This window comes from Janthinobacterium sp. 344 (assembly GCF_900112025.1).
In the GTDB taxonomy this organism is placed as follows: Bacteria; Pseudomonadota; Gammaproteobacteria; order Burkholderiales; family Burkholderiaceae_D; genus Janthinobacterium.
Genome location: NZ_FOKL01000005.1, coordinates 115,850 through 142,011, shown reverse-complemented (window position 1 = coordinate 142,011; position 26,162 = coordinate 115,850). Strand labels below are relative to the sequence as shown.

The 26,162-nt window shown below is 67.2% G+C and carries 25 protein-coding genes; 11 read left to right on the top strand and 14 right to left on the bottom strand.

The window, feature by feature from the left end:
• Positions 1 to 44: 44 nt before the first annotated feature.
• Positions 45 to 1,325 (bottom strand): arsenic transporter, encoded by a 1,281-nt coding sequence (locus tag BM193_RS15155; RefSeq protein ID WP_092797311.1) that lies wholly within the window; start codon positions 1,323 to 1,325, stop codon positions 45 to 47.
• Positions 1,326 to 1,446: 121 nt separating this feature from the next.
• Positions 1,447 to 3,102: a DUF4394 domain-containing protein gene (locus tag BM193_RS15150; protein ID WP_254786216.1), complete on the bottom strand. Its 1,656-nt coding sequence runs from the start codon at positions 3,100 to 3,102 to the stop codon at positions 1,447 to 1,449.
• A gap of 198 nt (positions 3,103 to 3,300) precedes the next feature.
• On the opposite strand from BM193_RS15150, the gene BM193_RS15145 reads away from it, so the two are divergent.
• Both BM193_RS15145 and BM193_RS15140 read left to right on the top strand, forming a co-directional pair.
• Complete coding sequence (locus BM193_RS15145; RefSeq protein WP_092797310.1) at positions 3,301 to 3,588, top strand: 7(1) septoil knot domain-containing protein; 288 nt, start codon at positions 3,301 to 3,303, stop codon at positions 3,586 to 3,588.
• Between the two features lie 22 nt (positions 3,589 to 3,610).
• Positions 3,611 to 4,180: an Hcp family type VI secretion system effector gene (locus tag BM193_RS15140; RefSeq protein ID WP_092797309.1), complete on the top strand. Its 570-nt coding sequence runs from the start codon at positions 3,611 to 3,613 to the stop codon at positions 4,178 to 4,180.
• Here BM193_RS15140 and BM193_RS15135 read toward each other — a convergent pair.
• Positions 4,170 to 4,928 carry an IclR family transcriptional regulator gene (locus BM193_RS15135; protein WP_092797308.1) on the bottom strand — a complete coding sequence of 253 codons (759 nt, stop codon included), beginning with the start codon at positions 4,926 to 4,928 and terminating at the stop codon, positions 4,170 to 4,172. The genes BM193_RS15140 and BM193_RS15135 overlap by 11 nt on opposite strands.
• Before the next feature lie 134 nt (positions 4,929 to 5,062).
• On the opposite strand from BM193_RS15135, the gene BM193_RS15130 reads away from it, so the two are divergent.
• Both BM193_RS15130 and BM193_RS15125 read left to right on the top strand, forming a co-directional pair.
• Positions 5,063 to 6,247, top strand: a complete 1,185-nt coding sequence (locus BM193_RS15130) for an MFS transporter (protein WP_092797307.1) — start codon at positions 5,063 to 5,065, stop codon at positions 6,245 to 6,247.
• Between the two features lie 4 nt (positions 6,248 to 6,251).
• Complete coding sequence (locus BM193_RS15125; RefSeq protein WP_092797306.1) at positions 6,252 to 6,938, top strand: DAPG hydrolase family protein; 687 nt, start codon at positions 6,252 to 6,254, stop codon at positions 6,936 to 6,938.
• Between the two features lie 6 nt (positions 6,939 to 6,944).
• Here the strand turns inward: BM193_RS15125 and BM193_RS15120 are convergent, their stop codons facing one another.
• From BM193_RS15120 to BM193_RS15110, 3 genes are read right to left on the bottom strand one after another with little or no spacing between them, the layout of a single operon-like run.
• Positions 6,945 to 8,318 (bottom strand): efflux transporter outer membrane subunit, encoded by a 1,374-nt coding sequence (locus BM193_RS15120; RefSeq protein ID WP_092797305.1) that lies wholly within the window; start codon positions 8,316 to 8,318, stop codon positions 6,945 to 6,947.
• A complete protein-coding gene (locus BM193_RS15115; RefSeq protein WP_092797304.1) occupies positions 8,318 to 11,464 on the bottom strand; it encodes an efflux RND transporter permease subunit in 3,147 nt (1,048 codons plus the stop codon). Before BM193_RS15115 ends, BM193_RS15120 begins: the two co-directional genes overlap by 1 nt.
• 33 nt (positions 11,465 to 11,497) lie before the next feature.
• Positions 11,498 to 12,664 (bottom strand): efflux RND transporter periplasmic adaptor subunit, encoded by a 1,167-nt coding sequence (locus BM193_RS15110; RefSeq protein ID WP_254786214.1) that lies wholly within the window; start codon positions 12,662 to 12,664, stop codon positions 11,498 to 11,500.
• A 133-nt stretch (positions 12,665 to 12,797) separates the two neighbouring features.
• Here BM193_RS15110 and BM193_RS15105 point away from each other — a divergent pair, with 133 nt between their 5' ends.
• On the top strand, positions 12,798 to 13,547 hold the full coding sequence (locus BM193_RS15105) for a response regulator (protein ID WP_092797303.1): 750 nt from the start codon (positions 12,798 to 12,800) through the stop codon (positions 13,545 to 13,547).
• Positions 13,547 to 14,632, top strand: coding sequence for an ATP-binding protein (locus BM193_RS15100; protein WP_092797302.1), 1,086 nt, complete (start codon positions 13,547 to 13,549; stop codon positions 14,630 to 14,632). The genes BM193_RS15105 and BM193_RS15100 overlap by 1 nt, the downstream gene beginning before the upstream one ends.
• Here the strand turns inward: BM193_RS15100 and BM193_RS15095 are convergent.
• Positions 14,629 to 15,519 (bottom strand): LysR family transcriptional regulator, encoded by an 891-nt coding sequence (locus BM193_RS15095; RefSeq protein WP_092797301.1) that lies wholly within the window; start codon positions 15,517 to 15,519, stop codon positions 14,629 to 14,631. The genes BM193_RS15100 and BM193_RS15095 overlap by 4 nt on opposite strands.
• A gap of 115 nt (positions 15,520 to 15,634) precedes the next feature.
• Here BM193_RS15095 and BM193_RS15090 point away from each other — a divergent pair, with 115 nt between their 5' ends.
• Both BM193_RS15090 and BM193_RS15085 read left to right on the top strand, forming a co-directional pair.
• Positions 15,635 to 16,633, top strand: a complete 999-nt coding sequence (locus BM193_RS15090; protein WP_092797300.1) for an aldo/keto reductase — start codon at positions 15,635 to 15,637, stop codon at positions 16,631 to 16,633.
• Between the two features lie 121 nt (positions 16,634 to 16,754).
• A complete protein-coding gene (locus tag BM193_RS15085; protein ID WP_092797299.1) occupies positions 16,755 to 17,393 on the top strand; it encodes an NAD(P)H-dependent oxidoreductase in 639 nt (212 codons plus the stop codon).
• A 55-nt stretch (positions 17,394 to 17,448) separates the two neighbouring features.
• Here BM193_RS15085 and BM193_RS15080 read toward each other — a convergent pair whose 3' ends face one another.
• The 6 genes from BM193_RS15080 to BM193_RS15055 all read right to left on the bottom strand — a co-directional run bounded on the left by BM193_RS15080 (position 17,449) and on the right by BM193_RS15055 (position 22,282).
• Positions 17,449 to 18,771, bottom strand: coding sequence for an ATP-binding protein (locus tag BM193_RS15080; protein ID WP_092797298.1), 1,323 nt, complete (start codon positions 18,769 to 18,771; stop codon positions 17,449 to 17,451).
• A complete protein-coding gene (locus BM193_RS15075) occupies positions 18,768 to 19,430 on the bottom strand; it encodes a response regulator (protein WP_092797297.1) in 663 nt (220 codons plus the stop codon). Before BM193_RS15075 ends, BM193_RS15080 begins: the two co-directional genes overlap by 4 nt.
• Before the next feature lie 343 nt (positions 19,431 to 19,773).
• Complete coding sequence (locus tag BM193_RS15070) at positions 19,774 to 20,403, bottom strand: hypothetical protein (RefSeq protein ID WP_092797296.1); 630 nt, start codon at positions 20,401 to 20,403, stop codon at positions 19,774 to 19,776.
• A gap of 165 nt (positions 20,404 to 20,568) precedes the next feature.
• Entirely contained in the window at positions 20,569 to 21,180 is a 612-nt protein-coding gene (locus BM193_RS15065) for a DUF799 domain-containing protein (RefSeq protein ID WP_254786276.1), read from the bottom strand.
• Between the two features lie 47 nt (positions 21,181 to 21,227).
• Complete coding sequence (locus BM193_RS15060) at positions 21,228 to 21,599, bottom strand: DUF4810 domain-containing protein (RefSeq protein WP_254786211.1); 372 nt, start codon at positions 21,597 to 21,599, stop codon at positions 21,228 to 21,230.
• 8 nt (positions 21,600 to 21,607) lie between these two features.
• The gene (locus BM193_RS15055) at positions 21,608 to 22,282 is read right to left on the bottom strand and encodes a CsgG/HfaB family protein (protein WP_092797294.1); all 675 of its coding nucleotides are present in this window, start codon (positions 22,280 to 22,282) and stop codon (positions 21,608 to 21,610) included.
• Positions 22,283 to 22,607: 325 nt separating this feature from the next.
• Here BM193_RS15055 and BM193_RS15050 point away from each other — a divergent pair, with 325 nt between their 5' ends.
• The 3 genes from BM193_RS15050 to BM193_RS15040 all read left to right on the top strand — a co-directional run bounded on the left by BM193_RS15050 (position 22,608) and on the right by BM193_RS15040 (position 25,037).
• Positions 22,608 to 23,822 carry a YbfB/YjiJ family MFS transporter gene (locus BM193_RS15050; protein WP_092797293.1) on the top strand — a complete coding sequence of 405 codons (1,215 nt, stop codon included), beginning with the start codon at positions 22,608 to 22,610 and terminating at the stop codon, positions 23,820 to 23,822.
• A 93-nt stretch (positions 23,823 to 23,915) separates the two neighbouring features.
• The gene (gene sodC, locus BM193_RS15045) at positions 23,916 to 24,428 is read left to right on the top strand and encodes a superoxide dismutase family protein (RefSeq protein WP_092797292.1); all 513 of its coding nucleotides are present in this window, start codon (positions 23,916 to 23,918) and stop codon (positions 24,426 to 24,428) included.
• A gap of 75 nt (positions 24,429 to 24,503) precedes the next feature.
• Positions 24,504 to 25,037 carry an ankyrin repeat domain-containing protein gene (locus BM193_RS15040; RefSeq protein ID WP_092797291.1) on the top strand — a complete coding sequence of 178 codons (534 nt, stop codon included), beginning with the start codon at positions 24,504 to 24,506 and terminating at the stop codon, positions 25,035 to 25,037.
• 123 nt (positions 25,038 to 25,160) lie between these two features.
• Here the strand turns inward: BM193_RS15040 and BM193_RS15035 are convergent, their stop codons facing one another.
• Positions 25,161 to 26,150 (bottom strand): radical SAM protein, encoded by a 990-nt coding sequence (locus tag BM193_RS15035; protein ID WP_175533301.1) that lies wholly within the window; start codon positions 26,148 to 26,150, stop codon positions 25,161 to 25,163.
• Between the last annotated feature and the right edge of the window lie 12 nt (positions 26,151 to 26,162).

Sequence of the window (26,162 nt, the reverse complement as noted above, 5' to 3'; positions counted from 1 at the left end):
TCAAGTTGCGGTCAGCCACTACGATACACGCAAATACACGCCACTCAGGACAGGCGCAGCGCCAGCGCCGCCAGCGTGGCCAGCAGCACGGGCACGGTGAGCACGATGCCGACACGGAAATAGTAGCCCCAGGAAATATGGATATCCTTGCTGTCGAGCACATGCAGCCACAGCAAGGTGGCCAGGCTGCCGATGGGCGTGATCTTCGGCCCCAGGTCGCTGCCGATGACGTTGGCGTAGATCATCGCCTCGCGCACGGCCCCCTGCGCCGTCGTCGGGTCGATGGCCAGCGCGCCCACCAGCACCGTGGGCAGGTTGTTCATCACGGACGACAGCAAGGCCGTCAGCACGCCCGTGCCCATGGCCGCGCCCCACACGCCGTATTGCGCGAAGTGGTTCAGCATGCCCGTCAGATAGGCCGTCAAGCCCGCATTGCGCAAGCCGTACACGACCAGGTACATGCCCAGCGAAAAGACGACGATGTGCCAGGGCGCATGGCGGATCACGTGGCGCGTGGAAATCACGTGGCCCCTGCCCGCCACCCCCAGCAGCAGCGCGGCGCCCACGGCGGCGATCAGGCTGATGGGCACGCCCAAGCTTTCTTGCGAGAAAAATCCCACCAGCAGCAGCGCCAGCACCAGCCAGCCGGCGCGGAAGGTGGCCACGTCGCGGATGGCGGCGCCCGGGCGTTTCAGCTGCGTCACTTCATAGTCGCGCGGGATATCCTTGCGGAAAAAGAGCAGCAAGGCCGCCAGGGTCGCCAGCACGGCCACCACGTTGACGGGCGCCATCACAGACGCGTATTCGGCAAAGCCGATCTTGAAAAAGTCGGCAGAGACGATATTGACCAGGTTCGACACCACCAGCGGCAGGCTGGCCGTGTCGGCGATGAAGCCGGCCGCCATGACGTAGGCCAGGGTGGCCCTGGCGGAAAATTTCAATGCCCGCAGCATGGCGATGACGATGGGCGTCAGGATCAGCGCGGCGCCGTCGTTGGCGAACACGGCGGACACCAGCGCGCCCAGCAAGACCAGCAAGGTAAACAACTTGCGCCCGCTGCCGCCGCCCCAGCGCGCCACGTGCAGGGCGGCCCACTCGAAGAAGCCGGCCGCGTCCAGCAGCAGGCTGATGATGATCACGGCGATGAAGGTGCCGGTGGCGTTCCAGACGATATGCCAGACGACGGGGATGTCGCCCCAGTGGATCACGCCCGCCAGCAAGGCCACGCCGGCGCCGATGACGGCGCTCCAGCCGATGCCCAGGCCGCGCGGCTGCCAGATGACGAGGATGAGTGTGGCGAGAAAGATCAGGAAAGCGGTCAGCATGCGGCGAGGGTCCCGTGCAATGCGGCGTCGCGGGCACCATGCGCCGCAGCCTGTGTATGTCAACAATAATTCCATAATACTGGAATTATTGAATGAATGCAAAGGCCGCGGCGGCACTGCCTTATTTCAGGGCGATGGCGATATCGGTCAAGCCCACCGTCCCATTGCCGATGGCGGAGGCGGCCGGCGTGGCCGCGCCGCCGCTCAGCAACGCCGCGCCCGTCGCCAGGTCGATGCGGTACAGGGCGCTGGGGCCGCCGGCCGCCGTGCGCAGGGCCGCCAGCGCCAGACCGTTGGCGCCGCCCGCGATATCGAAGCCCACGTCGCCCGCCACGGCAACGCCGAGCGCGCCCGCCCCCACCGTGGCCAGGGTGCCGTCATTCGGCGGATTCTGCAGCGCGAGACTGGCGCTGGCCGTGTCGATATCGAACAGCATGGTCGCCGCCGCGCCCGCGAAGCTGTTGGTATAGGCGGCCGCCGTCACGGCCGGCGCCGCGCCCGCCCGGTTGATGGCGCCATCGGTGGTGGTGGCGCCCGTGTCGACATTGATGCGCAGGCTTTGCCCCGTGTTGCCGATCACGCGCAGGCGGTCGGCGACGGGGTTGAAATCGACGCCGAAGGCGGTGCCGGCGATGGCCGTGTACGGCGCGCTGGTATCGAGCGCGTCGGCCGCCAGCGTCGCCTTGACGGCGACGGCGCCCGTGGCCGGATCGATGGTGACGATGCGGGCCGCCGAGGAAATGCCGTACAGCAAACCATCCTTGGGACGGATGTCAAAGCCCAGCAGGCGCTCGCCCGCCGCCAGGCCCGTGACGGCCACGTTGGCGTCGAGCGTGTTCGGCGTGGCCGTCTTGAAGGTGACGATGCGGCCATCGTCCGTCAAGCCGTAGGCGACGGGCGCCGCCGGCGGCGTCAAGGCGATGCCGCGCAGCTCTTCCGTCACGCCGATGGCCGCCACCAGGGTCGCCGGCGCCGTGGCCGCCGCCAGGTTCAGGGTGTACAGATTGCGCACGCCGGCCACCGTCATGACGGCGTAGCCCGTATTCGTGCGCGCGTCGATGTCGAAGCCGGCCACGCTGGTGGCCGCCACGCCCAGCGGCACGGCGCCGGCCAGGGTGCCGTTGTTCGGCGGATTTTGCGTGTACAGCGTGGCATTGGCCGCATCGATCACAAACAACGTGGTGCTGGCCGTGCCCGCGAAACTGTTGGTATAGGCGGCGGCCGTGATGGCCGTATTGCCTGCGCCGCCATTGATGCTGCCATCCGTGGTGGTGGCGCCCGTATCGGCATTGATGCGCAGGCTTTGCCCCGTGTTGCTGACGATGCGCAGGCGGTCGGCGACGGGATTGAAATCGACGCCAAAGGCCGTCCCGGCCAGCGCCGTGTAGGGTGCCGTGGTGTCGGCCGCATCGGCCGCCAGGCTCGCTTTCACGGTGGCCACGCCCGTGCCGCCATTCAAGGTGTAGAGCCGGCCCGTGCTGCCGACGCCGTAGAGCTGGCCATCGGCGGGCCGGAAATCGATGCCCAGCAGGTTTTCCCCCGCCTGCAAGCCCGTCACGGCGACCGTGCTGCGGATGGTGCCCGGCGCGGCGCGGTCGAACGACAGCAGTCGATTGCTGGCCGTGAGCACAAACACGTCGCCCGTGACGACGGGAGGCGGCGCTGGCGTGACGACGGCCTCATCGCGGTGGCCGCCGCCCCCGCAGGCGGACAAGGCGATGGCGACGGCGGAAACGAGCAGCAGCCGGGAAAAGGGCAAGGATGGCAGCGTGGACATGAGCGTGGCTCCGGTAAGTGAGTGAAGGGACGTGCCGCCCAAGCCGCGGTCGCGGCGAGCGCACCCCGGTACTACCCGCCATGCGCGCATTTGGATGCAGCGGCGCAAAAAAAAGTGGGCACGCCGCCGTTTGCAATTGTCTTTAAGCAACTTATCCGGTGTATAGTCGCAGGCACGATTGACATTGGAGTCAGGAAAGTGGCGCGCATCTATCAGACCAACAACATGGGCGAGGCCGACGTGCGGGTGGCCATCGTGCAGCGCGGCAATGCCGACCTGCTCGTGCACCGCGCAGCCAGCTGGGGTCTCGCGCATGGCGATGCGCAATGGTTCATCACGCGCGAGCGCCAGGACGCCACGGCCAGCGTGTACTTCACCTCGCCAGGCTTTGCGCAGCTGACCATCTGTTTTGTCGACCACGCCAGTGAGGCCGGCTGGACCAGGCCACACCGGCTCAAGGGCTGTCTGTCGCACGGCGGCAGCTGATACTCACGCGGAGGAAGGCGTCATGGATGTGATTTTGCTCGAACCCGGCAACGGGGAATGCGTGTTCGGCAAGGGAGCGGACAGCGGCGGCAGCCTGATCGACAGCGCCTGGCGCGATGGCGGCGCGCTGCCGGACATGGGCCGCTGCATCGAACTCGTGTCATTGCATCAGGGCATGAAGCAACAGGTCACGACGGACGTCGGCAATGCGGCCCGCACGTCGGGGCGGCCCGTGATCACGGAATTTACCTGCGTCAAATATGTCGATGCGATCTCGGTGAAATTGTATGAATTGTGCCTGAGCGCCCAGCCGCTGGGCAGCGGCGCGGCGCAGCCGACCAAACTCCACATCGCCCGCCACTCGGGCGACAAGACGGCCAGCATCATCACCATCGCCCTGCGCGACGCCCTGATCAGCGAAATCCAGCTGCAAACCCATCCCAACGACATGCCGACCGAGCAGTTCAAGCTGAACTTTACGGAAATCCTCTGGAGCTACAGCGTGCAGCAGGCCGACGGCCAGCCCGGCGCCCGACACACGACGGGCTGGAGCCTGGCGCGCAACCGCCCGATCCATACGTTTACGGTTTGACACCGAGCACGGCTTCGACTTCCGCCTTGCACTGCAATAGCGCCGACAGCAGCTGTTCCCGCTGGGCGTGGAAACGCAGGGCCGGCACGCCCAGCGACAGCGCGTAGCGCTCGCTCGTGCCCGTGTCCAGGGCCACGCCGATGCCGCACACGCCCGGCGCGTGCTCTTCGATATCGACGGCGTAGCCCTGCGCCCGCACCTGCGCCAGGTGCGGCAGCAGTTGCGCAAGCGCCGCGATGGTCTGGCCCGTGCGCGCTTCCAGGCGTTCGCCGAACAGCCGGGCCAGCGCCTCGTCCGGCATCTGCGCCAGCAAGGCCTTGCCGTGCGCGGTGCAGTGGATCGGGTAGGCCGTTCCCACGGCCGAGACGACCCGCAGTTCATGGTCGGAACAGTACTGGTCCACCGACACCGCATGCAGGCCGCGGTACACGCACACGTCCACCGTTTCGCGCGTGCGCCGGCCCAACGCTTCCGCATACGGCCGCAGGACCGCCACCACGTCCGTATGCGCCGACGCCGCCAGGCGGGCGATGGCCGGCCCCAGCTTCACCCCGCCGGCGCCGGAACTGACCAGTTGCTGGGCTTCCAGCGCGGCGACGATGCGGTGCACCGTGGTGCGCGGCAAGTCCGCGCCCTTGGCGATCTGCGCCAGGCTCAGGCCGCCCGTCTGGTTTTCCAGCGCGCGCAGCACCGCCGCCGCGCGCGCGATGACTTGCTTGCCGCTATTGCCTTCGTTTTCTTCACTCATCTCTTTACCCAATTGTGCATGACGATAGCTGCCGTGACGGCATTGACCGGCATTGTACATGGCCCTATAATTGTTCCATCATTCGGAACACTGTTCCGCCAAACGGTTAACTTATCCGACCACCAGGGAGGCGCATGTCCAGCCGCAGTATATCGAAGCCAGCCACGTGCACGCTCCTATCCGTTGCCAGCCTGACCATCATGGTGGGATGCGTGCTGGTCCCGGGCTTGCCGTCCATCGCCGCGCGCCTCGGGGTGGCCGACGCCGCCAGCTGGCTCATCACGCTGCCCTCGCTGGGCGTGGTGCTGTCCGGCCCCTTCGCCGCCATGCTCATGCAGCGCCTGGGGCTGCGCCGCAGCCTGCTGGCGGGGCTGTTCCTGTACGGCTTGCTGGGCGTCTCGGGCATGTTCTTGCATGGCCACCTGGCCGTGTTCGCCAACCGTTTCCTGCTGGGCGCGCCGACGGCGCTGGTGATGGCCTCGGGCACGGGGCTGATCTCGGCCTTGTTCAGCGGCCAGGCGCGGCTGCGCATGATCGCCAGGCAAGGCATGACGATCGAACTGGGTGGCGTGCTCTTCCTCGCCCTGGGCGGCCTGCTGGCCACGGCGGGCTGGCGCTATCCCTTCCTGCTGTATCTGGCCTCGTGGGTGCTGCTGGCATGCGCCTGGCGCTGCGTGCCGGCACCCGGGCCGGCCGGGGATGGCGCCGAGGCGCCTGCGCCGGGCCAGCCGGCGGCACCGTCGCGCGCCCTCGGCAAGGTGTACGGCCTGGCCGCGCTGTCCATGACGGTGTTCTTTGCCGCCATCATCGTTTTACCGCTGCGCCTGCAGCAGCTGGGCTGGAGCGAGGACCGGGCCGGGTATCTGCTTTCCTTCGTGTCGCTGGTGGCCGTGGCCGCCGCCTGGCTGATGCCCCAGGCGGTCCGGCGCCTGCATGAACACGGCACCCTGGGCGCCGCCTTCGCCTGTTATGCGCTGGCACACCTGCTGTTTGCGGGGGCCGCCGCGCTGCCCGCGCTGCTGGCCGGCGCCGTGGCGCTGGGGATGGGCTTCGGCCTGTCGGTGCCGCTGTGCACGCACATGACGGTCGAGCGCAGCCACCTGCCCAGCCGCAACCGCAACCTCGCCTATCTGTCGATGGCCGTCTTCGGCGGGCAATTTCTCTCCTCCTTCATGACCTGCCTGCCCGGCAGCCACGCCACGATGTTTGCCGCCACGGCCGCGCTGGCCCTGCTGGGCGCGGCCGTGGCGGCCGCCCCGCTGCTGCGCCGCCGCACCGCCGGCGCCGCGACTGTTTCCACCACCCGCACTGAAAGGTAAAACCATGGATCTCAACGACGTCCACGCCCTGCTGCACCCCGCTCCCCTGGCGCTGGAAACGGGCTACAAACGGCTGCCCAGCGGCGTGCTGCACGTGGCGTGCCGCACCGACTTGCCAAATTGCACTGGCGAGATGTTTGAATGGTGGTTCCGCTCGCGGCCCGACACGGAACGCTACCTGATGTGGCACCCGGTCGACCACCTGGCCAGCGGCTGGATCGAAGGCAGCGCCGGGACGCACGTCGGCTCGATACACCTGGCGGAAGAATTTTTCAGCGGCATGCCGGCCGAACAGCTGGCCATCCAGTTCCGCGATCCGCGCGAATTCTTTGACGTGCAAGAATACGAGGCGGCGCGGGCCGAGGGCCGCATTGCGGCCGCCGTGTGCGCCAGGGTGGGCATGAGCTATGCGCCGCCCCGCACGGCGGACGGCGCCGTCATCGGCGGGCGCCTGCTGCACATGGGCCGCGACACGGCCTGGGGCATGACCTTGCGCAGCCATTTCTACATGGGCCAGGACTTGCCGGCCGCCGGCCACAGCCCGCAAGAGATCGCCGCCCTCTTCCCCGAGGCATTCGCCCGCGCCCTGCTCATGCATTGCTACAACGAATTCACCTTCCTGGCGCAATTCCTGCGTTCCCACTACCAGGCGAAGCACCGCGACAGCGTGCCCGTGGCGCTGCCCTGGTAGAGGCGGTCACTCCGCGAGCCCGCCCCCCAGCGCCTGGTACAGGGCCACGGCCGATTTGAACTGGTCGCGCCGCGCGTCGAGCAGGGCTTGCTGCGCCGCATACGACTGGCGCTGCGCGTCGAGCAGTTCCAGGCGGCTGTCCTGGCCCGCGTCGTAGCGCAGCTGCGACAGGCGCTGGCGCTGCCGCGCCGCCGCCACCACGCGCTGCTGCGCATCGATCTGCTGCGCAAACGTGGCGCTGCCGGCCAGGCCGTCGCGCACCTCGCGGAAGGCCGTCTGGATGGCGTGCTCGTACTGCAGCACGGCCACGTCCTTGCGCAGGCGCGACAGCTGCAGTTCCGCGCGCAGCTGGCCGCCCTGGAACAGCGGCTGCGTCACTTGCGGCGCGAACGACCAGCTGCGCGCGCTGCCGCGGAACAGGTCGCCCAGCTCCGGGCTGGCCAGGCCCAGCGACGCCGTCAGCGACAGGCGGGGGAAGAAGGCGGCGCGGGCGGCGCCGATTTCCGCATTCGCCGCCACCAGCGCGTACTCGGCCTGCAAAATATCGGGCCGGCGCGCCAGCAAGTCCGACGGCAGGCCGGGCGGCAGCTGCGTCAGCACGGGCTGGCCGTCGAGCGGCCGGCCGGCGGGCAAGTCCATGGGCAGCGGCGCACCGAGCAGCAATTCCAGGTTGTTGCGCGAAAGCAGACTGGCCCGTTCGCGCGCCTGCACGTCCGCTTCCGCCGTGGCCGCCTGGCCTTCGGCTTGCGCCACGTCCAGGCCGCTGCCCTGCTGCGCGCCGTGCAGGCGCTGCGTCAGGAGCAGCGCCTGGCGCCAGTCCAGCAGCGTTTGCCGGGCCAGCGCCAGCTGTTCCTCGGCCAGCCGCTGCTCCAGGTAGGCGTCGGCGACGGCGCCGATCAGGGCCATGCGCGCGGCGCGCTGGCCCTGCTGCGTGGCCAGGTAGCGGGCAAACGCGGCGTCCGACAGCGAGCGCAGGCGGCCGAACAGGTCGATCTCGAATGCGCTCATGGCGATGCCGGCCGTGAACGTGTTTTGAACCGTGGCATCGGCGCCGCGCTGGCGCACGCCGCCCGCATTCGCGCCGACGGCAGGATAGCGGCCCGCATCCTGGATCTGGTACTGGGCCCGCACGGCTTCCACGTTGAGCGAGGCCACGCGCAAGTCGCGGTTGTTTTCCAGCGCGATATCGACCAGGCGCTGCAGGCGCGCATCGAGCAGCATCTGGCGCCAGCCCAGGTCGGCCGCGGTGTCGGCCGCGGCTGGCGCAGCAGATTCTGCATAGCTGGCCGGTATCGGTGCCGCCGGCTTGACCAGCGGCGGCGTCAGGGAACACGCCGACAAGGCCAGCGCGGCCAGGGGCGTCAGAAAAAAGAAACGCATTACAACTCTCCTTCCACCGCCTTGACGGCGATGCGATCACTGCGTTTGTTGAAGTACGTGCCCAGCCTGCCGGCGGCGCCCAGCACCACGACAAAGAACACGGGCACGAAAAAGACGGCCAGCACGGTGGCGGTGATCATGCCGCCGAAGACGCCCGTGCCGATCGCGTGCTGCGTCTCGGCGCTGGCGCCCGTGGCCAGCATCAGCGGCACCACGCCCAGCGCGAACGCCAATGACGTCATCAAGATCGGCCGCAGGCGCAGGCGCGCCGCTTCCACCGTCGCCTCGACCAGCCCACGCCCTTGCGCCTGCAGCTGGCGCGCATATTCGACGATCAGAATGGCATTCTTCGCCGACAGGCCGATGATGGTGATCATGCCCACCTTGAAGAACACATCGTTCGGCATGCCGCGCAACATCACGGCCAGCACGGCGCCCAATAAGCCCAAAGGCACGACCAGCATCACGGAGACGGGAATGCTCCAGCTTTCATACAGGGCCGCCAGCACGAGGAAGACCACCAGCATCGACAGCGCCATCAGCATGGGCGCCTGCGACGCCGATTCCTTCTCCTGCAGCGACTGCCCCGTCCACGCCAGCGCGAAGCCGGGTGGCAATTGCTTCACGAGCCGCTCCATTTCCAGCATGGCGTCGCCGCTGGACACGCCCGGCGCGGCGCTGCCGGAAATGCGCGCCGCCGGGTAGCCCTGGTAGCGCACCAGCTGCAGCGGCGACTCGCTCCATACGGGGCGCACCAGCTCGCCCAGGGCCACCATGCCGCCCGCGCTGTTGCGGATGCGCAGGGACAGCACGTCGTTGAGCTGCATGCGCGCAGGGGCATCGGCCTGGATGATCACCTGCTGCATGCGGCCCGCATTCGGAAAATCGTTGACATAGGTCGACCCCATGGCCGCCGTCAGCATGTCGGCGATGGCCGTGAACGACACGCCCAGCGCTTCCGCCTTGGTGCGGTCGATATCGAGGCGCACGCTGGCGCCGGGCGGCAAGCCGTCCGGATACACGCCCGCCACCTTGCTGCTTTGCGCGGCCAGGCCCAGCAGCTGGTTCTGCGCCGCCTGCAGGGCGGCGATGCCCTGGCTGGCGCGGTCTTGCAGGCGCAGGGAAAAGCCGGACGAGTTGCCCAGTTCATCGATGGCGGGCGGCATCAGGCTCATGATCACGCCCTCCTTCGCCTGCGCCATGGCTTCCTGCGCCAGCGCCACTTCTTCCTGCGCCGTGGCGCCGTTGCGCTGTTTCCAGTCCTTCAGCATGGTGAAGGCCAGGCCCGCGTTCGGTCCCGCGCCGGAAAAGCTAAAGCCGAGGATCGACTGGTTCACTTCGATGCCGGGGCGCGTGGCCACGTGCTGTTCGTACAATTTGACGACATCGAGCGTGCGCTCCATGGTGGCGTCGGACGGCAGCTGGATCGAGGTAATGAAATAGCCCTGGTCTTCTTCCGGCAAAAAGGCCGATGGCAGCTGCAGGAAGGCCACGCCCAGCGCCGCGACGATGGCGCCGTACAGCACCATGGAACGCCCGGCGCGTTTCAGCATCGCCACCACGCCCTTTTCGTAGCGCGCCGTCATGCGCTCAAACTGGCGGTCGAACCACAGGAAAAAGCCTTTCTTGTCGTGGTCGTGCGGGCCGATCGGCTTCAACATCGTGGCGCACAGGGCCGGCGTCAGGGTCAAGGCCAAAAAGGCCGAGAACAAAATCGACACGGCCATCGCCAAGGTGAACTGGCGGTAGATGGCGCCCACGGAGCCGCTGGCCAGCGCCATCGGGATGAACACGGCCGTCAGCACCAGGGTGATGCCGACCACGGCACCGGTGATTTCGCGCATGGCTTTCGAGGTCGCTTCCTTCGGCGACAGGCCCTCGGTCGCCATCAGCCGCTCGACCGCTTCCACCACCACGATGGCGTCATCGACGATGATGCCGATGGCCAGCACCATGCCGAACATGGTCAGCACGTTGACGGAATAGCCGGCCATCAGCATCACGGTAAATGTGCCCATCAGGGCGATCGGCGCGACGATGGCGGGAATCAGGGTGTAGCGTATCTTTTGCAGGAACAGATACATGACGAGGAAGACCAGCACCATCGCCTCCAGCAAGGTGACGACCACCTTCTCGATCGAGATCTTCACGAACGGCGCCGTGTCGAACGGCACCGAATACTTGATCCCGGCCGGCATGGTGTGCGCCAGTTCGGCCATGCGCGCGCGCACGGCGGCCGCCGTCTGCACGGCGTTGGCGCCGGGCGACAGCATGATGGCGGCGCCCGACGCGGGCTGCCCGTTTTCGCGGATGCTGAAATTGAAGCTTTGCGCGCCCAGCGACACCTTCGCCACATCGCCGATGGTCACTTTCGCGCCGTCCGCATTCGCGCGCAGCACGATGGCGGCAAATTCGGCCGGGGTTTGCAGCTGGCCCTGCACCGTCAGCGGGATCGTCACGCGCTGGCCGTGCACGGCGGGCGAATCGCCCAGGCGGCCCGGCGCGATCTGCGCGTTCTGCTGCGCCACGGCAGCCGTGATATCCCCCATGGCGATGTTGTACGACACCAGCTTGGCCGGGTCGACCCAGATGCGCATGGCCCGCTCGGAACCGAACAGCTGCACCTTGCCCACGCCGGGAATGCGGCGCAGCTCTTCCGTCACGTTGCGCGCCAGGTAGTCGCCCAGCGCCACTTCGTCGTGCTGGCCCTTCTCGGAGATCAAACTGACGATCATCAAAAAGCCCGACGACGCCGACTCCACCGTCAAGCCGTTTTGCCGCACGGCTTGCGGCAGGCGCGGCTCGATGGCCTTCAGGCGGTTTTGCACGTCCACCTGGGCCATTTCCGGGTCCGTGCCCGGCTGGAAGGTGACGGTGATCGAGGCCGAACCCGAGGTATCGGTGGACGACTCGAAATACAGCAGGTGCTTGACGCCCGACAGTTCGCGCTCGATCAGGCCCACCACGGAATCGTTCATGGTTTGCGGCGTGGCGCCAGGGTAGTTGGCGCTGATGCTGACGCTGGGCGGCGCCACGGAAGGAAAACGCGCAATCGGCAATTGCGGTATGGCGATCAGTCCGAACAGGACGATGAAGACCGCCACCACCCACGCAAAGACGGGGCGGTTGATGAAAAATTGAGGCATGTCGTTAGACTTTCATTGGATTCAAATGGCGCATCAATGCGCTTTGGCGGCAGCTGCGGCCGCCACGACGGCCGGTTTCCACGGCTGCGGCGCGGCGGTGGCGCCGGGCTGCAGGCGTTCCTGGCCTTCGATGACGACGGTGTCGCCCGCCTTCAGGCCGCCGCTGACCACGTACTGGTGGTTGACGACGTCGCCCACGGCGATCGGTTTCAAGCTGGCTTTGTGCGCGCCATCGAGCACCCAGGCCTGCGCCTGGCCGTCGCTGCCGCGCAAGACGGCTTGCTGCGGCAGCAGCACGCCGTTTTCCTGCACGGCGCGGGCGATGCGCGCGCGCACGAACATGCCCGGCAAGAGCTGGCGCTGCGGGTTATCCACCAGGACGCGGATGGTGGCGTCGCCCGTGCCCGCGTCGATGCTGATGCCGGAGAATAAAATGCGCCCCGTGACGGGATGCGGCCGGCCATCGGCGCCTAAAATGGTCACGGGCAGCTTGTCCGCGCCGCCGTTACCGTCCGAACCTGCGGCCCGCAGCGCGGCCAGCGCGGCGGCCGGCTGGCGCACATCGACATACACCTTGTCGATCTGCTGGATGCGCGCCATCGGCGTGGCATCGGCCAGGCCCACCAGCGCGCCTTCCGTCACCAGTTCGGAGCCGATGCGCCCGGCGATCGGCGCGTCGATGCTGGCAAAGGCCAGGTCCAGGCGGCGCCGGGCCAGGCTTGCGCGCGCCTGCGCCACGGTGGCCACGGCCTGCTCGCGCTGGGCCACGGCATCGTCATATGCCTGGCGGCTGATGGCGTCCGCCTCGACCAGCGGTTTCAGCCTGTCCGCCTGGCTGCTGGCGCGGTTCGCCGTGGCCACCGCATGCTGCAGGGCGGCGGCGGCCGAATCGACGTCCGCCTGGAACGGCGCCGGGTTGAGCTGGAACAGCTTCTGTCCCGCCGTCACGTCGGCGCCCTGCTCGAACTGGCGGCGCAGCACGATGCCGCCCACCTGCGGGCGGATGTCGGCCGTGCGGAAGGCGGCCACCCGGCCCGGCAATTCATCGCTGAGGACGACGGGCGCCGCCTGCAGCTTGAGCACCGTGACGGCGGCGGGCGGCGCGGCCGCCTCGTCCGGCGCGGGTTTGGAACAGGCGGCAAGGCTGAGCAGCGCCGCGGCGATCAACATGTTTTTCTTGGTGAAGTGGCTCGGATGCATGGTCTTTCTCTATGGCAGATCCCAACCGGCGGTCCGGTCGACAGATAGGCGCAGCATAAAAGCCTTGCGTGGATGTTCCGTCAAAGAAATGTGGAGATTCGATGGAGAGAAAGAAGAATGCTAGACTTCTCGAATGAACTATCTTCACAGCGCCAGCCAGCCCTCGTTTCTTGCCACCACGCCCCCTTCCGCCCTCGTCCTGATCGCCGAGGATGAACCGCAAATCGCCCGCATCCTCGCCGGCTACCTGGAGCGCGACGGCTACCGCACGGCCTTCGCGCCCGATGGCCAGGCGGCGCTGCAGCAGCACCTGGCGCTGGCGCCGGACCTGCTGCTGCTCGACGTGCAGATGCCCCGCGTCGACGGCTGGGGCGTGCTGGCCGAAGTGCGGCGGCGCGGCGAGACGCCCGTCATCATGCTCACGGCCCGTGACCAGGATGCGGACAAGCTGGCCGCCCTGCGCGTGGGCGCCGACGACTACATCATCAAGCCCTTCAATCCGGCCGAAGTGGTGGCCCGCGTGGCCGCCGTGCTGCGCCGCTCGCGCGTGCGCCACCACCCGGTCGGCGGCCAGCGCCTGCGCTGCGGCCCTATCGAAATCGACCAGGAAACGTATGTGGCCAGCGTGCTGCGCGATGGCGCGCCCGTGCCACTCTGCCTGACATTGACGGAGTTCCGCCTGCTGGCGCACCTGGCGCGCACGCCGCGCCGCGTGTGCACCCGGCTGGAACTGCTGGAATCGTGCATGCCCGAGAGCAATTCGCTGGAGCGCACGGTGGACAGCCACGTCAGCAAGCTGCGCAAGAAGCTGGAAGAAGCTGGGGTGATGAACATGCCGGCCAGCCTGCGCGGCGTGGGCTACCGGCTGGAAAGCGACGCCTGATGCGCCTGACTGGTTTGAACCGGCAGATCATCCTGTCGATGTCCGTGCTGATGGTGTGCAGCATCCTGATCATCTGGATCGGCTCGTGGATCTTCTTTGCCGTCGCCTTCAAGATCGACCCCGGCATGCTGTCCGAACCGGACGACTGGTCGCCCAGCACCGTCGAATGGCTGTGGATCTTCGCCATCACCATCTTCGGCCTGCTGCTGGCGGCCTTTTTCGCCATCAAGCTGGCCTCGCGCATTCTGAAACCGATCAATTCCGTGATGGACAGCGTGCGCCGCGTGGCGCATGGCGACCTGTCGGCGCGCGCCTTCGCGGGCGACCGCAGCCTGGGCGAGACGGCCATGCTGGTCGACGACTTCAACAGCATGGCCGAGCGCCTGCAGCGGGGCGCCAAGGAGAGCGAGACGTGGAACGCGGCCATCGCGCATGAGCTGCGCACGCCCGTGACCATCCTGCGCGGCACCCTGCAGGGCGTCGTCGATGGGGTCTTCAAGCCCGAGGAAGTGCCGTTTTCCAGCCTGCTGTCGCAAGTGGAAGACCTGGGACGCCTGATCGAGGACTTGCGCACCCTGAGCCTGGCCGACAGCGGCCACATGCAGCTGCGCATGGCATGGACGGACCTGACCCTGGAAATCGAGGAAGTGCGCCGCCTGCTGGCGCCGGACATGGAAGCGGCCGGCTTTGCGCTGCAGCTGCACCTGTCCGACCACCCCGTCTGCTGCGACGCGGCGCGCATCCGGCAAATCGTCCTGGCCCTGCTCGACAACGCGCGCCGCTACGCGCATCCGGGCCTGCTGCGCGTGCGCACCCGCGTGCGCGCCGGCGAGTATTACCTGAGCGTCGAGGATGCGGGCCCCGGCATTGCCAAGGAACTGGCGCCGCACGTGTTCGAGGCGTTTCGCCGCGGCGACAACGACGGCGCTGAGCCAAACGCGGGCAGCGGCCTGGGCCTGGCCGTGGTCGAAGCCATCGCGCGCGCGCACGGCGGCAGCGCGGCCTGCACGCGCGGCAAGGCGGGCGGCAGCGTGTTTACCGTCAAGTGGCCGGTCGAGCACGGCGCGCCGCCGGCCGCTGCCTAGGCAGGACCGTCGGCGCGCAGCATGTCGACAAAGGCGCGCAGCACGGGCGGCATCTGCCGCCGGCTCGGGTAGTACAGGAAATAGCGGGGCGGCGGCGGCAGGCAGCGCTCCAGCACGCACGCCAGGCGCCCCGCCGCGATATCGGCGCGCGCATCGGCCTCGTACACATAGGCCAGTCCCGCCCCGTCGCGGGCCGCGCGCAGCATCAGTTCATCGTCATCGAACACCAGCGGCCCGCCGACGGCGATGCTGACGCCCTCGCCCGCCGGCCCGAATTCCCACGCATACTGGCGCCCGCTGGGAAAACGCCGGCCTATGCAGGCATGCGCCAGCAAGTCGCGCGGCGTTCCTGGCGCGCCATGCGCCGCCAGGTAGGCGGGCGACGCCACCACCACGAACGGTTGCGGCGCGCCCACGGGCACGGCGATCATGTCGGCCGCCACCTGTTCGCCGAAGCGGATGCCCGCGTCAAAACCGTCGCGCACGATATCGATCATGCCGTCGTCGGTGACCACCTCCACCTGCACGCGCGGATAGCGGGCGACAAAGCCGGCCAGCATGGGCCCCAGCAGCAGCCGGGCGGCCGGACGGGGCACGTTCAGGCGCAGCCTGCCCGCAGGCACGTCCTGCAAGGCGCTCAAGTCCTGCAAGGCATCGTCGATTTCGCGCATGGCCGGCGCCAGCCGCGCCAGCAGCTGCTGCCCCGCCTCGGTCGGCGTGACGCTGCGCGTGGTGCGGTTCAGCAGGCGCACGCCCAGGCGCTCTTCCAGCGCGCGCAATGCGTGGCTGAGGGCGGAGGCGGACACGCCCCGTTCGAGCGCCGCCTTGCGAAAGCTGCGCAGGCGCGCGACGGCGGCAAAGGCCGTCAATTCGTTGAGGTCAGCCATTGTCGGGGAAAAGATTCATGAACAAAATTCAGTAATGCATGCAGGATTGGCCATCTTATCGCATGCTGTTGCTTCATCCATACTCCTTGCATCTTTTTTTGAAGAGGAGTGAAAAATGGAACACAGAACGCTGGGCAACTCCGGCTTGCGCGTCGCCCCCATCGGCCTGGGCTGCATGGGCATGAGCTTTGCCTACGGCGGCGCCGACGAGGCCGCCTCGCTGCGCGTGCTGCACCGCGCCGTGGAGCTGGGCGTGACCCTGATCGATACGGCGGAAGTGTACGGTCCCTACGCCAACGAGGACTTGCTAGGCCGCGCCCTGAAAGCATTGCGCGGCAAGGTCAGCGTGGCCACCAAGTTCGGCTTCAAGATCTTGCCGCACGGCCAGGGCGTGGAACGCATGGCGGGCGTGGATAGCCGGCCCGAACACATCGTGCAAGCCGTGGAAGGCTCGCTGTCCCGGCTCGGCATCGAGTGCATCGACCTGCTGTACCAGCACCGGGTGGACCCGGCCGTGCCCATCGAAGAGGTGGTGGGCGCCATGGCCGCACTGGTGCGGGCAGGCAAGGTGCGCCACCTGGGGCTGTCGGAAGTGTCGGCCGCCACCCTGCGCCGCGCCCACGCCGTGCATCCGATTGCGGCCGTGCAGTCCGAATACTCGCTGTGGAGCCGCGACGTGGAAGCGGACGTGCTGCCCGCCTGCCGCGCGCTCGGCATCGGTTTCGTGCCCTACAGCCCGCTGGGCCGCGGCTTCCTGACGGGCCGGCTCGCCTCCGGCGCCGCACTGGCGCCCGACGATTACCGCCACAGCCTGCCACGCTTCCAGCCGCAGGCGATGGCGGCCAACGCGCACCTGGTTGCCGAACTGCAGCGCCCGGCGGCGGCGCGCGGCGCCACGGCGGCGCAGCTGGCCCTGGCCTGGCTGCTGGCGCAAGGCACGGACATCGTGCCGATTCCCGGCGCCCGCAGCCTGGCCCACCTGGAAGAAAACGTGGCCGCCGCGCAACTCACCCTGGGCGAGGCCGAGCTGGCCGCCATCGGCGCCGCCATCGCGCCCGCCAGCGTGCAAGGCGCGCGCTACCCGGCAGTGGAGCTTGCCATGGTTGGCCTGTAGACAACTGTGCCTGAGTGCGCTAGCGTGAGGTCGACAAGCAGTTTCTTTGCCCCTTTGCACTTGAAATGCCTGAATCCGCTATCATTTCCAATCTGAACTATTCATTATGAAAGGGATTTACATGTCCGCACTGCTCGAAACACTGCAATGGCGCTACGCCACCAAGAAAATGGACCCGACGAAAACGGTGCCGCAAGAGAAGGTCGAGCGCATCCTGGAAGCCGTGCGCCTGACGGCCAGCTCCAGCGGGCTGCATCCTTACGAAGTCTTCGTCGTGACGAATCCGGCCCTGCGCGAGCAGATCAAGCCGCACGCATGGAACCAGGCGCAAGTGACGGACGCCTCGCATCTGCTGGTGTTCGCCGCCTGGGACAATTACACTGTCGAGCGCATCAACAAGATGTTTGACCTCGTCAACACCGTGCGCGGCTTCAAGAATGAAGGCTGGGAAGCCTACCGCCAGCAAATCCTCGCCACGTATCCGCAGCGCGACGCGGAAACCAACTACCAGCACGCGGCGCGCCAGGCGTATATCGGCGTGGGCACGGCGCTGATCGCCGCGGCGGAAGAGAAAGTCGATTCGACGCCGATGGAAGGCTTTGACCCGGCCAAGGTCGACGACATCCTGGGCTTGCGCGAAAAAGGCCTGCGTTCCGTCGTCATGCTGCCGCTGGGCTACCGCGCCGACGAAGGCGACTGGCTGGTGGACCTGAAAAAAGTGCGCCCCGCGCGCGAACAGTTCATCACCGAGCTGGCGTAAGCGCCGAGCGAGACTGAACAGCGGATGCCCTCACCGGCATCCGCTTTTTTTTCGTTCACGCCGCCTGCGGAAAGCGCACCGTCACCTGCAAGCCCCGCCCCGCCTCGCCGTCGGCCAGCGCGATGTCGGCCTGGTGGTGTTCGGCGATATGGCGCACGATGGACAGGCCCAGGCCGCAGCCCCAGGCATCGTTGCCATCGGGGCGGAAGAAGCGGTCGAACAAGCGGCCGTGGTGCTGCAGCGGCACGCCGGGGCCGTTGTCGGACACGCGCAGCAGCGGCCGCCCGCCTTCCAGCGCCGCCTGCAAGTCGACCTTGCCGCCGCGCTGCGTGTAGCGCAGGGCATTGTCGATGAGGTTATTCAACAAGACCTGCAAGCCGTCGGGATCGGCCTTGACCAGCACGGGCGCGGCGGCGGCGGCACCCTGCGGCTCCAGCACGCCCAGGTCGATCTCGCGGCTGTCGGCCAGCGCGCTGTGATCGGCCACGGCCGCTTCCAGCAATTGTCCCAGATCCACCGTGTGCAGCTGGCTGGCCGTCAGCGCCGTTTCATGGCGCGCCAGGCTCAATAGCTGGCGCACCAGGTGCGTGCTGCGGTCCAGCCGGCCATGCAGCTTGGCCAGCGCGGCGCGGCGCTCGTCGTCGCTGCCCGCCCGTTCGGCCACCTGCAGCTGCAGTTTCAGCGCCGTCAGCGGCGAGCGCAGTTCGTGCGCGGCATCGGCGACAAAGGTGCGCTGCGCCGCCAGCGCCGCCTCGAACTGGCCCATCAAGCCATTCAGCGCCAGCGCCACGGGCCGCAGTTCGGGCGGCATATCGTCGGCCGCCAGCGGCGTCAGGGTATCGGGCGAGCGGCCCGCCACGGATTCGGCCAGCCGGTGCAGCGGCGCCAGCGCGCGCGCCACCACGACGACGATCAGCAACGCCAGGATCAGCGCAAACACCAGCAGCGGCGCGCCGGCGCGCACGGTCATCTGCCAGGCCAGCTGGTCGCGCACGGCCTGTGCCTGCGCCACCTGCACGTAGCGGCCGCGCCGCGTCTCGCCATACAGGCGCCAGTCCTCGCCGTGCACCGTGACATCGGCAAAGCCGGACAGCGCATAGCGCGGCAGCGCCGGCTGGCCCTGCAGGACGGGCAAGGGATGCCCCTCCTCGTCCCACGCCTGCAGCACGAACGCCTCTTCCGGCTCTTGCGCGGCGGCCAGGCCCGTCTGCGGCTCGAACTCATCGGGCAAGGCCACGGCCAGCTGGCGCAGCTGCAGGTCGGCCAGCTCATTGGTTTCTTCCAGCAGCGAGCGGAACAGCGAAATCCCCGCACCGAGCACGCACAGCAAGGTGGCGGCCAGCAAACCCAGCAGCAATTGGCGGCGGATGGTCATCATGGCGCCACCGGCATCTTGTAGCCCACGCCGCGCACGGTCTGGATGCAGTCCGCGCCGAATTTCTTGCGCAACTGATATACATACACGTCGACGGTATTGCTTTCCACTTCGCTGTCCCAGCCATACAGCTTTTCGCCCAGCTGGCGCTTCGACACCACCTTGCCCGGATGGTCGAGCAAGGCGCGCAGCACGGAAAATTCGCGCGGCGGCAGCTTGATCAGCGCGCCCGCGAACGTGACGTCATGGCTGGCCAGGTCCAGCGTCAGCGCGCCATGCTCGATGACGGAGCGCGAACGGCTGACGCGGCGGCGCAGCAAGGCGCGTATGCGCGCCAGCAATTCATCGAGGTCGAACGGTTTCACCAGATAATCGTCGGCACCGCTGTCGAGTCCTTCCACGCGGGCCGGCGTGCCATCGCGCGCCGTGATGATCAGCACGGGCAAGTCGCCACCGCGCGCGCGCGTGGCGCGCAGCACGTCCATGCCTTCCTTGCCGGGCAAGCCCAGGTCCAGCAGCATCAGGTCGTAGTCGAAGCCGGCCAGCGCCAGCTCCGCATCCTTGCCGTCGCGCACCCAGTCCGCCGCATAGCACTCGCCGCGCAAACCATCGACGATGCTTTCCCCGATCATCGGATCGTCTTCCACCAGCAACACGCGCACCCGGGCCCCTCAAGATATTCAACAATACCGTCATCTTACCTTGGCATGCGGCAAGCCGTCGGACACCCGGCCAGATGGGGTCGTAGAACAGCCGGTCCACATGGCGCCCGCCCCAGGTTTCTCCCGCTTCCTGCGAGCGTATCCTGCGCGTGCGGTTCTCCTTCGACGATGCAGGCCTGGTAGCACACATGCGCTCCCCGGCGCGCACCTCCGCCAGCACAGGCGGCACGCGCCGTGGCGCGCACAATCGCCGCTGCGGCACGCCGGAAAATACGTGGCCTGGCCGGCTTCGACGACCTGGCCGTCGAGGTGCAAGCAGGCCAAGCAACGCCGTGCCAGCGCGCTATCTGGCGCCGAAGTCGAAGTCCCACAGGCCCTGCTTGCGGTTCACGGTGACATCCACTTCGGTGGCCGTCACCGGCATGGTGTAATGCGTCATGTCCGAGAAATTCTGCACGATGTAGGTCTGGCCCGCCGCGGGTGGTGTCGTCACCATGAAGTAGAAATTGGGCAGGTACTCGAAGCTCACCGTCATTCTCGCGTCGACATACGGCATGCTGACGACGGGTTTGTCATTGACGTACCAGTTGCTGTCGAACTGGATATAGGGGTTGGTGTGGTTGATGACGCCGCACTGCTGCGGCGTCAACTTGCTTTGCGCCAGCGCGGTGGGAGCGGGCTGCAGCTCCGGCAGCAAACTGGTCGGGTTCACGGCCTTCCATAGCTGGCCCGGCTCGATCGGTTGGCGCGGCGAGACGACCTTGACGTCCTGCGCGCCCAGGCAGGTCACGTCGGTCGTGATGGTGTCAGCGTAGGTAAATGATTCGGTGGCGCCGGCCGCGCCGTTCAGCACCTGCCAGGCATGGATCTGGTAGTTGCGCTGCGGATTTTGCGGTTTCAGGAAGACCAGCACGCTCTTGCCTTGCAGCTCGTCGTTTGACACGTTGTAGTGGATGTTGAACTGGGTTGCCATGAATTGCTCCTTGCCCGGGTCTGCACGAACTCACGAAAAACAGCGCCGCAGGACGAGTCCGCGATTCCCTCCGGCGCCGGTCATCACTGCAGGGCGTGCCGCCCGCCTGGCAAAAGCACCGCGCGGCAAGCCCCGGCAGGGCCCGCGCGCGGCGGAGCAACGCGATTACTGCGCCAGGTAGCGTTCCGAACGGGGACCATACAGCAGGCCGTTCGGCACGCCGGCCGACAGCAGGCGCGCATTCGCCGTGCCGGCGATCGGATGGCTGGCATCGGTCGTGGTGTTGATGATCTGCTTGACGGCCGCCGTCACCAGCGCGCCGATCAGGCCGCCGCCACCGTTGTTGTTGCCTTCATTGCTCGATGCACTGGCCGCGCCCTGCCACAGCAAGGCGCCCGTCTTCAGGTCGACCAGTTTGGCATCGACCGCAACCACCGTCACGCTGTCGATCACGGCGTACGTCGTGCCGTACTTGGAAATCGTCACGTACAGGCCCGCATCGGCGCCGAAGATCTCGTTGAGCTTCTTCGCATCGACGCCGTGGATATCGGCGGCATTCGTCAAGCCGTTCTGCTTGAAGGTTTCGCCCACCACGGCCACCGGCAGCACATAGTAGCCCGCCTCGGCCAGCGGATAGGTCACTTGCGCGTAGACGCTGTTGCCGGCATTGACTTCCGGCGAGTTGTTCAGCGGCGGCAAGACCACGATCGAGCGGGGCTTGGCGGCCTTGAAGGCCGTGTAGTCATAGGCGGCCTGCTTGGTGGCGCAGCCGACCATGAAGATGGCGGGACCCAGGCACAGGGCCATTTTCAACATGCGCGACATCATAATTTCTCGCCTTTTTTCATTTTACCCAACAGGAAGTCCATGTACGGCGCCGACTCCGGGAACAGCTTCTTCTCGTCCTCGAACTGCGCGGCGACCTGCTCCGGCTTGCCCGCGATCGAGTACAGCATGCCCAGGTGGGCGTGGAAACCCGGCGGCGCGTGGTTGCCCTTGGCGGCGATCACTTGCAAGTCCTTTTCCATGGCGGCGATCTGCTGCTCCGGGCTTTCACCCTTCAGGTACTCGTACACCTGCGGCTGGTAGCCTTCCCATTGGTACAGGGTCTTCGATTGCGTGGCGCAACCGGTCAGGGCGGCACAGGCGAGCAGCGCCAGCACGGCAGCGCCCTTGTTCATCATTGTCTGTTTCATGGGATACCTTATTGTGTGCGCAGTGCGCCCGCTTCGACGCCGGCGACCAGGCGCTCGACGGCTTCGCGCATGGCCAGGTCCAGCACCTTGCCATTCAGGGTGGCGTCATAGCTGGCGGTGCCGCCAAAACCCAGCACTTCACGGTTCGACAGGCTGTATTCGCCGGCACCGCCAGCCGAGTACACGACTTCCGAGGTGGCGATATTGACGACGTTCAAGGTGACCTTGGCATACGCCACTTGCGTCTTGCCGCGGCCCATGATGCCGAACAACTGCTTGTCGCCCACTTCCTTGCGGCCGAATTCGGTCACGTCGCCCGTGACGACGAAATCGGCGCCCTTGATGTTCTGGCCCTGTTTCTTGAATTCCGCTTCCTGCTTGAGTTCCGCCATGTTGTCGCGGTCGAGCACGTTAAAACGGTTGGACGTCTGCAGATGCGCAATCAGGATGGTCTTCGACTGGCTGCCCAGGCGGTCGACGCCATCGGAAAAGATGCCGCGCATGAAATTGGAGCGGTTGTCGAATTTGCCGACCGCGATCAGGGTGCGCGGACCAACGTAGGGACGTGCCGCGCTGGCGACCGTGGGTACGGCCAGGGCTTGCGACGATTCGGAAGCACAGCCAGCCAAGGCCGCGCCAATCAGCGCTGCGATCAACAACGCGCCGGGTTTATTCTTGTTCATAGTGCCCTTATGAGATGTGGGATCAGGAGAAACTCACGAAATTGAATTTAGGCAAGTTAATTTCCTAGATGCAATTATATGATATTGCATGTCTCACAATTCTCTCCAAAAGTAACGGTGGCAATCATTGCATGATTTCCAGCAACAATGCTCGACGGCATGGCGGGCAGCGACTGCTTGACTTCTAAAACAATATTCATTAACTTGATAGTAAAAATGCCGCGCGGCGCGCACCTTGCGCAGCCTGGTCGCGCACAGCCCGCCCCGCCCCGCCCGCCACATGGCGGCGCCGGTTTCACCACCGCTTTCACCGTCACGGATCCCCATGCCGCTACACGATTCCTCCCCGGCCCATCCGCTGGCCACGGCGCTGGCGCTGTCGCTGGGCGCCGCCGTCGCCCTGGGCCTGTCGCGCTTTTCCTACGGTTTGCTGCTGCCGCCCATGCGCGCCGACCTGGGCTGGTCTTACCTGCTGGCCGGCGCGATGAACACCTTCAATGCGCTTGGCTACTTTCTCGGTGCGCTGGCCACGCCGGCCCTGATGCGCCGCCTGGGCGTATGGCGCCTGCTGATGGCGGGCTGCGTGCTGGCCAGCCTCTTCATGCTGATGTCGGGCCTGGTCAGCGATACCACCGCCCTGTTCCTGCAGCGCGTCTGCGCGGGCGTGGCCAGCGCCTTCATCTTCATCGCCGGCGGCGTGCTGGCGGCGCGGCTCGGTTCCATGCACAGCCAGCGCGCCGGTTTTTATATCGGCCTGTACTACGGCGGCACGGGCTTCGGCATCGCCCTGTCGGCCCTGCTGGTGCCGGCGTCGCTGGCCTGGGCGCACGCGCACGGCGCCGCGCACGCCTGGCAATGGCCGTGGCTGGCGCTGGGCATCGCCTGCCTGGCCGCCACCGCCCTCATGGCCTTGCCGGCCAGGGCCATCGGCGAGGCGCCGCGCGCGCCCGAGGCGGGCCGGCGCTTCGCCTGGCGCGACTTTGCCCCCAGCCTGGCCGGCTACGGCATGTTTGGCGTCGGCTACATCGGCTACATGACCTTTGTCATCGCCCTGCTCAAGCAGCAAGGCATGAGCGCCACCTTGATCACCGTGTTCTACACCTTGCTGGGCCTGGCCGTGGTGGCGTCGTCGCGCATCTGGGCGCGCATGCTGGACCGCTACAAGGGCGGCGAATCGCTGGCCATACTCAACGCCGTGCTGGGCACGGTCACCATGCTGCCCGCGCTGACCAGCAACGTGCCCATCGTCTTCCTTTCCGGCCTGGTCTTCGGCGGCGTGTTCCTGTCGGTGGTGGCTTCGACGACGGCGCTGGTGCGGCACAACCTGCCGCCAGCCTCCTGGACGGCCGGCATCAGCGCCTACACGACCGTCTTCGCGCTGGGCCAGATCGTCGGACCCGTCATCGTCGGCTGGATCGCCGACGGCCCGGCGGGTCTGGAACGGGGCCTGATCGCCTCGGCCGTCGCCCTGTTCATCGGCGCGGCGCTGGCCACGCGGCAAAAGGCGCTGGCGCCGCCAGCCCTCCGCCAGCCGGCATAACGGCAGGCGGGCGCGGCGAATTGCCGCGCGGTGCGACAATGGATCAGGCGCAGGGCAAAGCCCTGTTCGAACAACCGACATGAGGAGCGACGTATGAAAAGGTTATTGACGGCAATGCTGGTACTCGGTGCGCCACTGGCGCAGGCGCAAACGGTGGACTTGTTCTTTGCGGGACCGAATGGCGCGGAACAGGCGGCAGGCACGGTCAGCATCACGCAAACCCCGTATGGCGCCCTGCTCACGCCCGACCTGAAAGGATTGCCCGCCGGCACGCATGGCTTCCACCTGCATGACAAGCCATCGTGCGACGCCACCGTGACGGATGGCAAGCCGACGCCTGCCGGCGCGGCGGGCGGCCACTGGGACCCGGCCAGGACGGCAGCCCACAAGGGGCCGTACGATGCGACCGGCCACAAGGGCGACTTGCCCGCCATCTACGTGGGCGCCGATGGCACGGCCACCTACCCGGTGCTGGCGCCGCGACTGAAGGCCGAGGAATTCAAGGGCCACGCCCTGATGGTGCACGTGGGCGGCGACAACCACAGCGACCATCCGGAAAAACTCGGCGGCGGCGGCGCGCGCATGGCCTGCGGCGTGGTGAAATAAACGCTGTCGACAGCGCATGCCGGGGCGCAGGCATAGTAAGCTGGGCGCCTTGACCACCCTTGCGGAGAGAACCCCATGAACGCCGATGCAAAAAAAACCCCGCCGACGATGGATGCCGACACGCTGGCCTTTATCCAGGGCCTGTTTAGCCTGGTGCGCGAAGGCGATACGCAGCAGCTGGGCGCCATGGTGGCCCAGGGCGTGCCCGTCAACTTCCGCAACGAAAAAGGCGACAGCCTGATCATGCTGGCCAGCTACCACGGCCACCTGGACACGGCGCGCCTGCTGCTCGAAGCGGGCGCCGACCCCGATGTGCCCAACGACCAGGGCCAGACGCCGCTGGCCGGCGTGGCCTACAAGGGCCACCTGGAGATCGCCGAGCTGCTGCTGCGGCACGGCGCCAAGGTCGATGGCGCCAGCCCGGACGGCAAGACGCCCCTGATGATGGCCGCCATGTTCAACCGCCTGGCCATCCTGGAACTGCTGCTGCGGCATGGCGCCCGCATCGACGCCGTGGACAGCCGCGGCATGAATGCCGTCACACTGGCCAAGAGCATGAACGCGCAGGATACGCTTGGCAAACTGAACAGCCTGGGGCAGACGGCCTGAGCGCAGTGAACGGGTCTGCCCGGGGAAGGCGCGGCGCGATTTCAGGACGGGTCCGTGCGGACGTGGCGGCACGCACGGCGGCACCAGACGACACCGCAGCATGACGTGAAACACAGAGGCGCCCTAGCGCGATGCCAGGTCATACGAAGCATGGCGCAGCACATCGCTGGGATTGAACACGGCGGCCCCGGCGCCGGCAAGCAGATCCCTCAGCAGCGTCCGCCCCAAGCGCGACAACTTGCAATAGCCTGCGTCCAGCCAGGGCGCCCACAGCGATTCAAGCGGCTGCTCCAGCAGGTTGCCCATGCTATATGGCGCGCCGAAACCGTAGCTGACCGGGTTCACCACACCATCGGGTTCGAGCACCAGCACGCCCAACAGGTCGGCCGGCCGCGCATCATGGCGAGCTTCGCTGTCTGCAGCGGCGTAGATCAGGCTAGGCTGCGCGATGACGCAACTACGGTGTGCCAGGTCGGTGTGGACGCCCATGCGCCCCTGGTAAGCCGCGGCGAGCAACATGCCGGTGAGATACAACAGGTTGGCGTCATCGGCCCCGAGTAGCGCATCGGCCATGCCGCTGCGCGCGCGGCCCGCCGCCGAGACAGGGTGCAGCTGGAGCGCCGCCGCTCCCCTGTCGCAGGCCAGCGCGGCCAGGTCTTCGACATCCTCGAGATTGTCGCGGTTGACACCGCAGATAATGTGGAAATCGATGCCGGCATCGGCCAGCAGCGCAAGCGCACGCAGTACGTCGACAAAGGCGCGTGCACGCTGGCGCAGCCTGTCATGGGCAGCGCCCAGGCCGTCGATACTGACCGCCACCGTGTCGACACGCCGCAGGATGGCGAGCTTGTTCTTCTGCGCCACCAGCAGCCCATTGGTAATGAGCGCTGTTCGCATGCCGCACCCGGCGGCCAATGCCACGACCTCGTCCAGCCATGGATATAGCAGCGGTTCGCCTCCAGAAATGGCCAACCGTTGATAACCCCATGCCGCCGCCTGGCGGATTGCGCCGGCCACCGACTCGAAAGCGAGCATATCAGTGGCGCGCGGCGTGCTGTTGGAATAGCAGTGTGCGCACGCCAGATTGCATCGGCGTAGCGGATGCAGATGCAACACGGCGCCAGC

Coding starts and splice junctions, on each gene's coding strand:
- BM193_RS15090 (WP_092797300.1), top strand. CDS start 15,635: ATGGAACACAGAACGCTGGGCAACTCCGGCTTGCGCGTCGCCCCCATC.
- BM193_RS15150 (WP_254786216.1), bottom strand. CDS start 3,102: ATGTCCACGCTGCCATCCTTGCCCTTTTCCCGGCTGCTGCTCGTTTCC.
- BM193_RS15135 (WP_092797308.1), bottom strand. CDS start 4,928: ATGAGTGAAGAAAACGAAGGCAATAGCGGCAAGCAAGTCATCGCGCGC.
- BM193_RS15115 (WP_092797304.1), bottom strand. CDS start 11,464: ATGCCTCAATTTTTCATCAACCGCCCCGTCTTTGCGTGGGTGGTGGCG.
- BM193_RS15120 (WP_092797305.1), bottom strand. CDS start 8,318: ATGCGTTTCTTTTTTCTGACGCCCCTGGCCGCGCTGGCCTTGTCGGCG.
- BM193_RS15130 (WP_092797307.1), top strand. CDS start 5,063: ATGTCCAGCCGCAGTATATCGAAGCCAGCCACGTGCACGCTCCTATCC.
- sodC (WP_092797292.1), top strand. CDS start 23,916: ATGAAAAGGTTATTGACGGCAATGCTGGTACTCGGTGCGCCACTGGCG.
- BM193_RS15140 (WP_092797309.1), top strand. CDS start 3,611: ATGGATGTGATTTTGCTCGAACCCGGCAACGGGGAATGCGTGTTCGGC.
- BM193_RS15080 (WP_092797298.1), bottom strand. CDS start 18,771: ATGATGACCATCCGCCGCCAATTGCTGCTGGGTTTGCTGGCCGCCACC.
- BM193_RS15110 (WP_254786214.1), bottom strand. CDS start 12,664: ATGCATCCGAGCCACTTCACCAAGAAAAACATGTTGATCGCCGCGGCG.
- BM193_RS15100 (WP_092797302.1), top strand. CDS start 13,547: ATGCGCCTGACTGGTTTGAACCGGCAGATCATCCTGTCGATGTCCGTG.
- BM193_RS15085 (WP_092797299.1), top strand. CDS start 16,755: ATGTCCGCACTGCTCGAAACACTGCAATGGCGCTACGCCACCAAGAAA.
- BM193_RS15040 (WP_092797291.1), top strand. CDS start 24,504: ATGAACGCCGATGCAAAAAAAACCCCGCCGACGATGGATGCCGACACG.
- BM193_RS15095 (WP_092797301.1), bottom strand. CDS start 15,519: ATGGCTGACCTCAACGAATTGACGGCCTTTGCCGCCGTCGCGCGCCTG.
- BM193_RS15070 (WP_092797296.1), bottom strand. CDS start 20,403: ATGGCAACCCAGTTCAACATCCACTACAACGTGTCAAACGACGAGCTG.
- BM193_RS15105 (WP_092797303.1), top strand. CDS start 12,798: ATGAACTATCTTCACAGCGCCAGCCAGCCCTCGTTTCTTGCCACCACG.
- BM193_RS15065 (WP_254786276.1), bottom strand. CDS start 21,180: ATGGTCGGCTGCGCCACCAAGCAGGCCGCCTATGACTACACGGCCTTC.
- BM193_RS15050 (WP_092797293.1), top strand. CDS start 22,608: ATGCCGCTACACGATTCCTCCCCGGCCCATCCGCTGGCCACGGCGCTG.
- BM193_RS15125 (WP_092797306.1), top strand. CDS start 6,252: ATGGATCTCAACGACGTCCACGCCCTGCTGCACCCCGCTCCCCTGGCG.
- BM193_RS15155 (WP_092797311.1), bottom strand. CDS start 1,325: ATGCTGACCGCTTTCCTGATCTTTCTCGCCACACTCATCCTCGTCATC.
- BM193_RS15055 (WP_092797294.1), bottom strand. CDS start 22,282: ATGAACAAGAATAAACCCGGCGCGTTGTTGATCGCAGCGCTGATTGGC.
- BM193_RS15060 (WP_254786211.1), bottom strand. CDS start 21,599: ATGAAACAGACAATGATGAACAAGGGCGCTGCCGTGCTGGCGCTGCTC.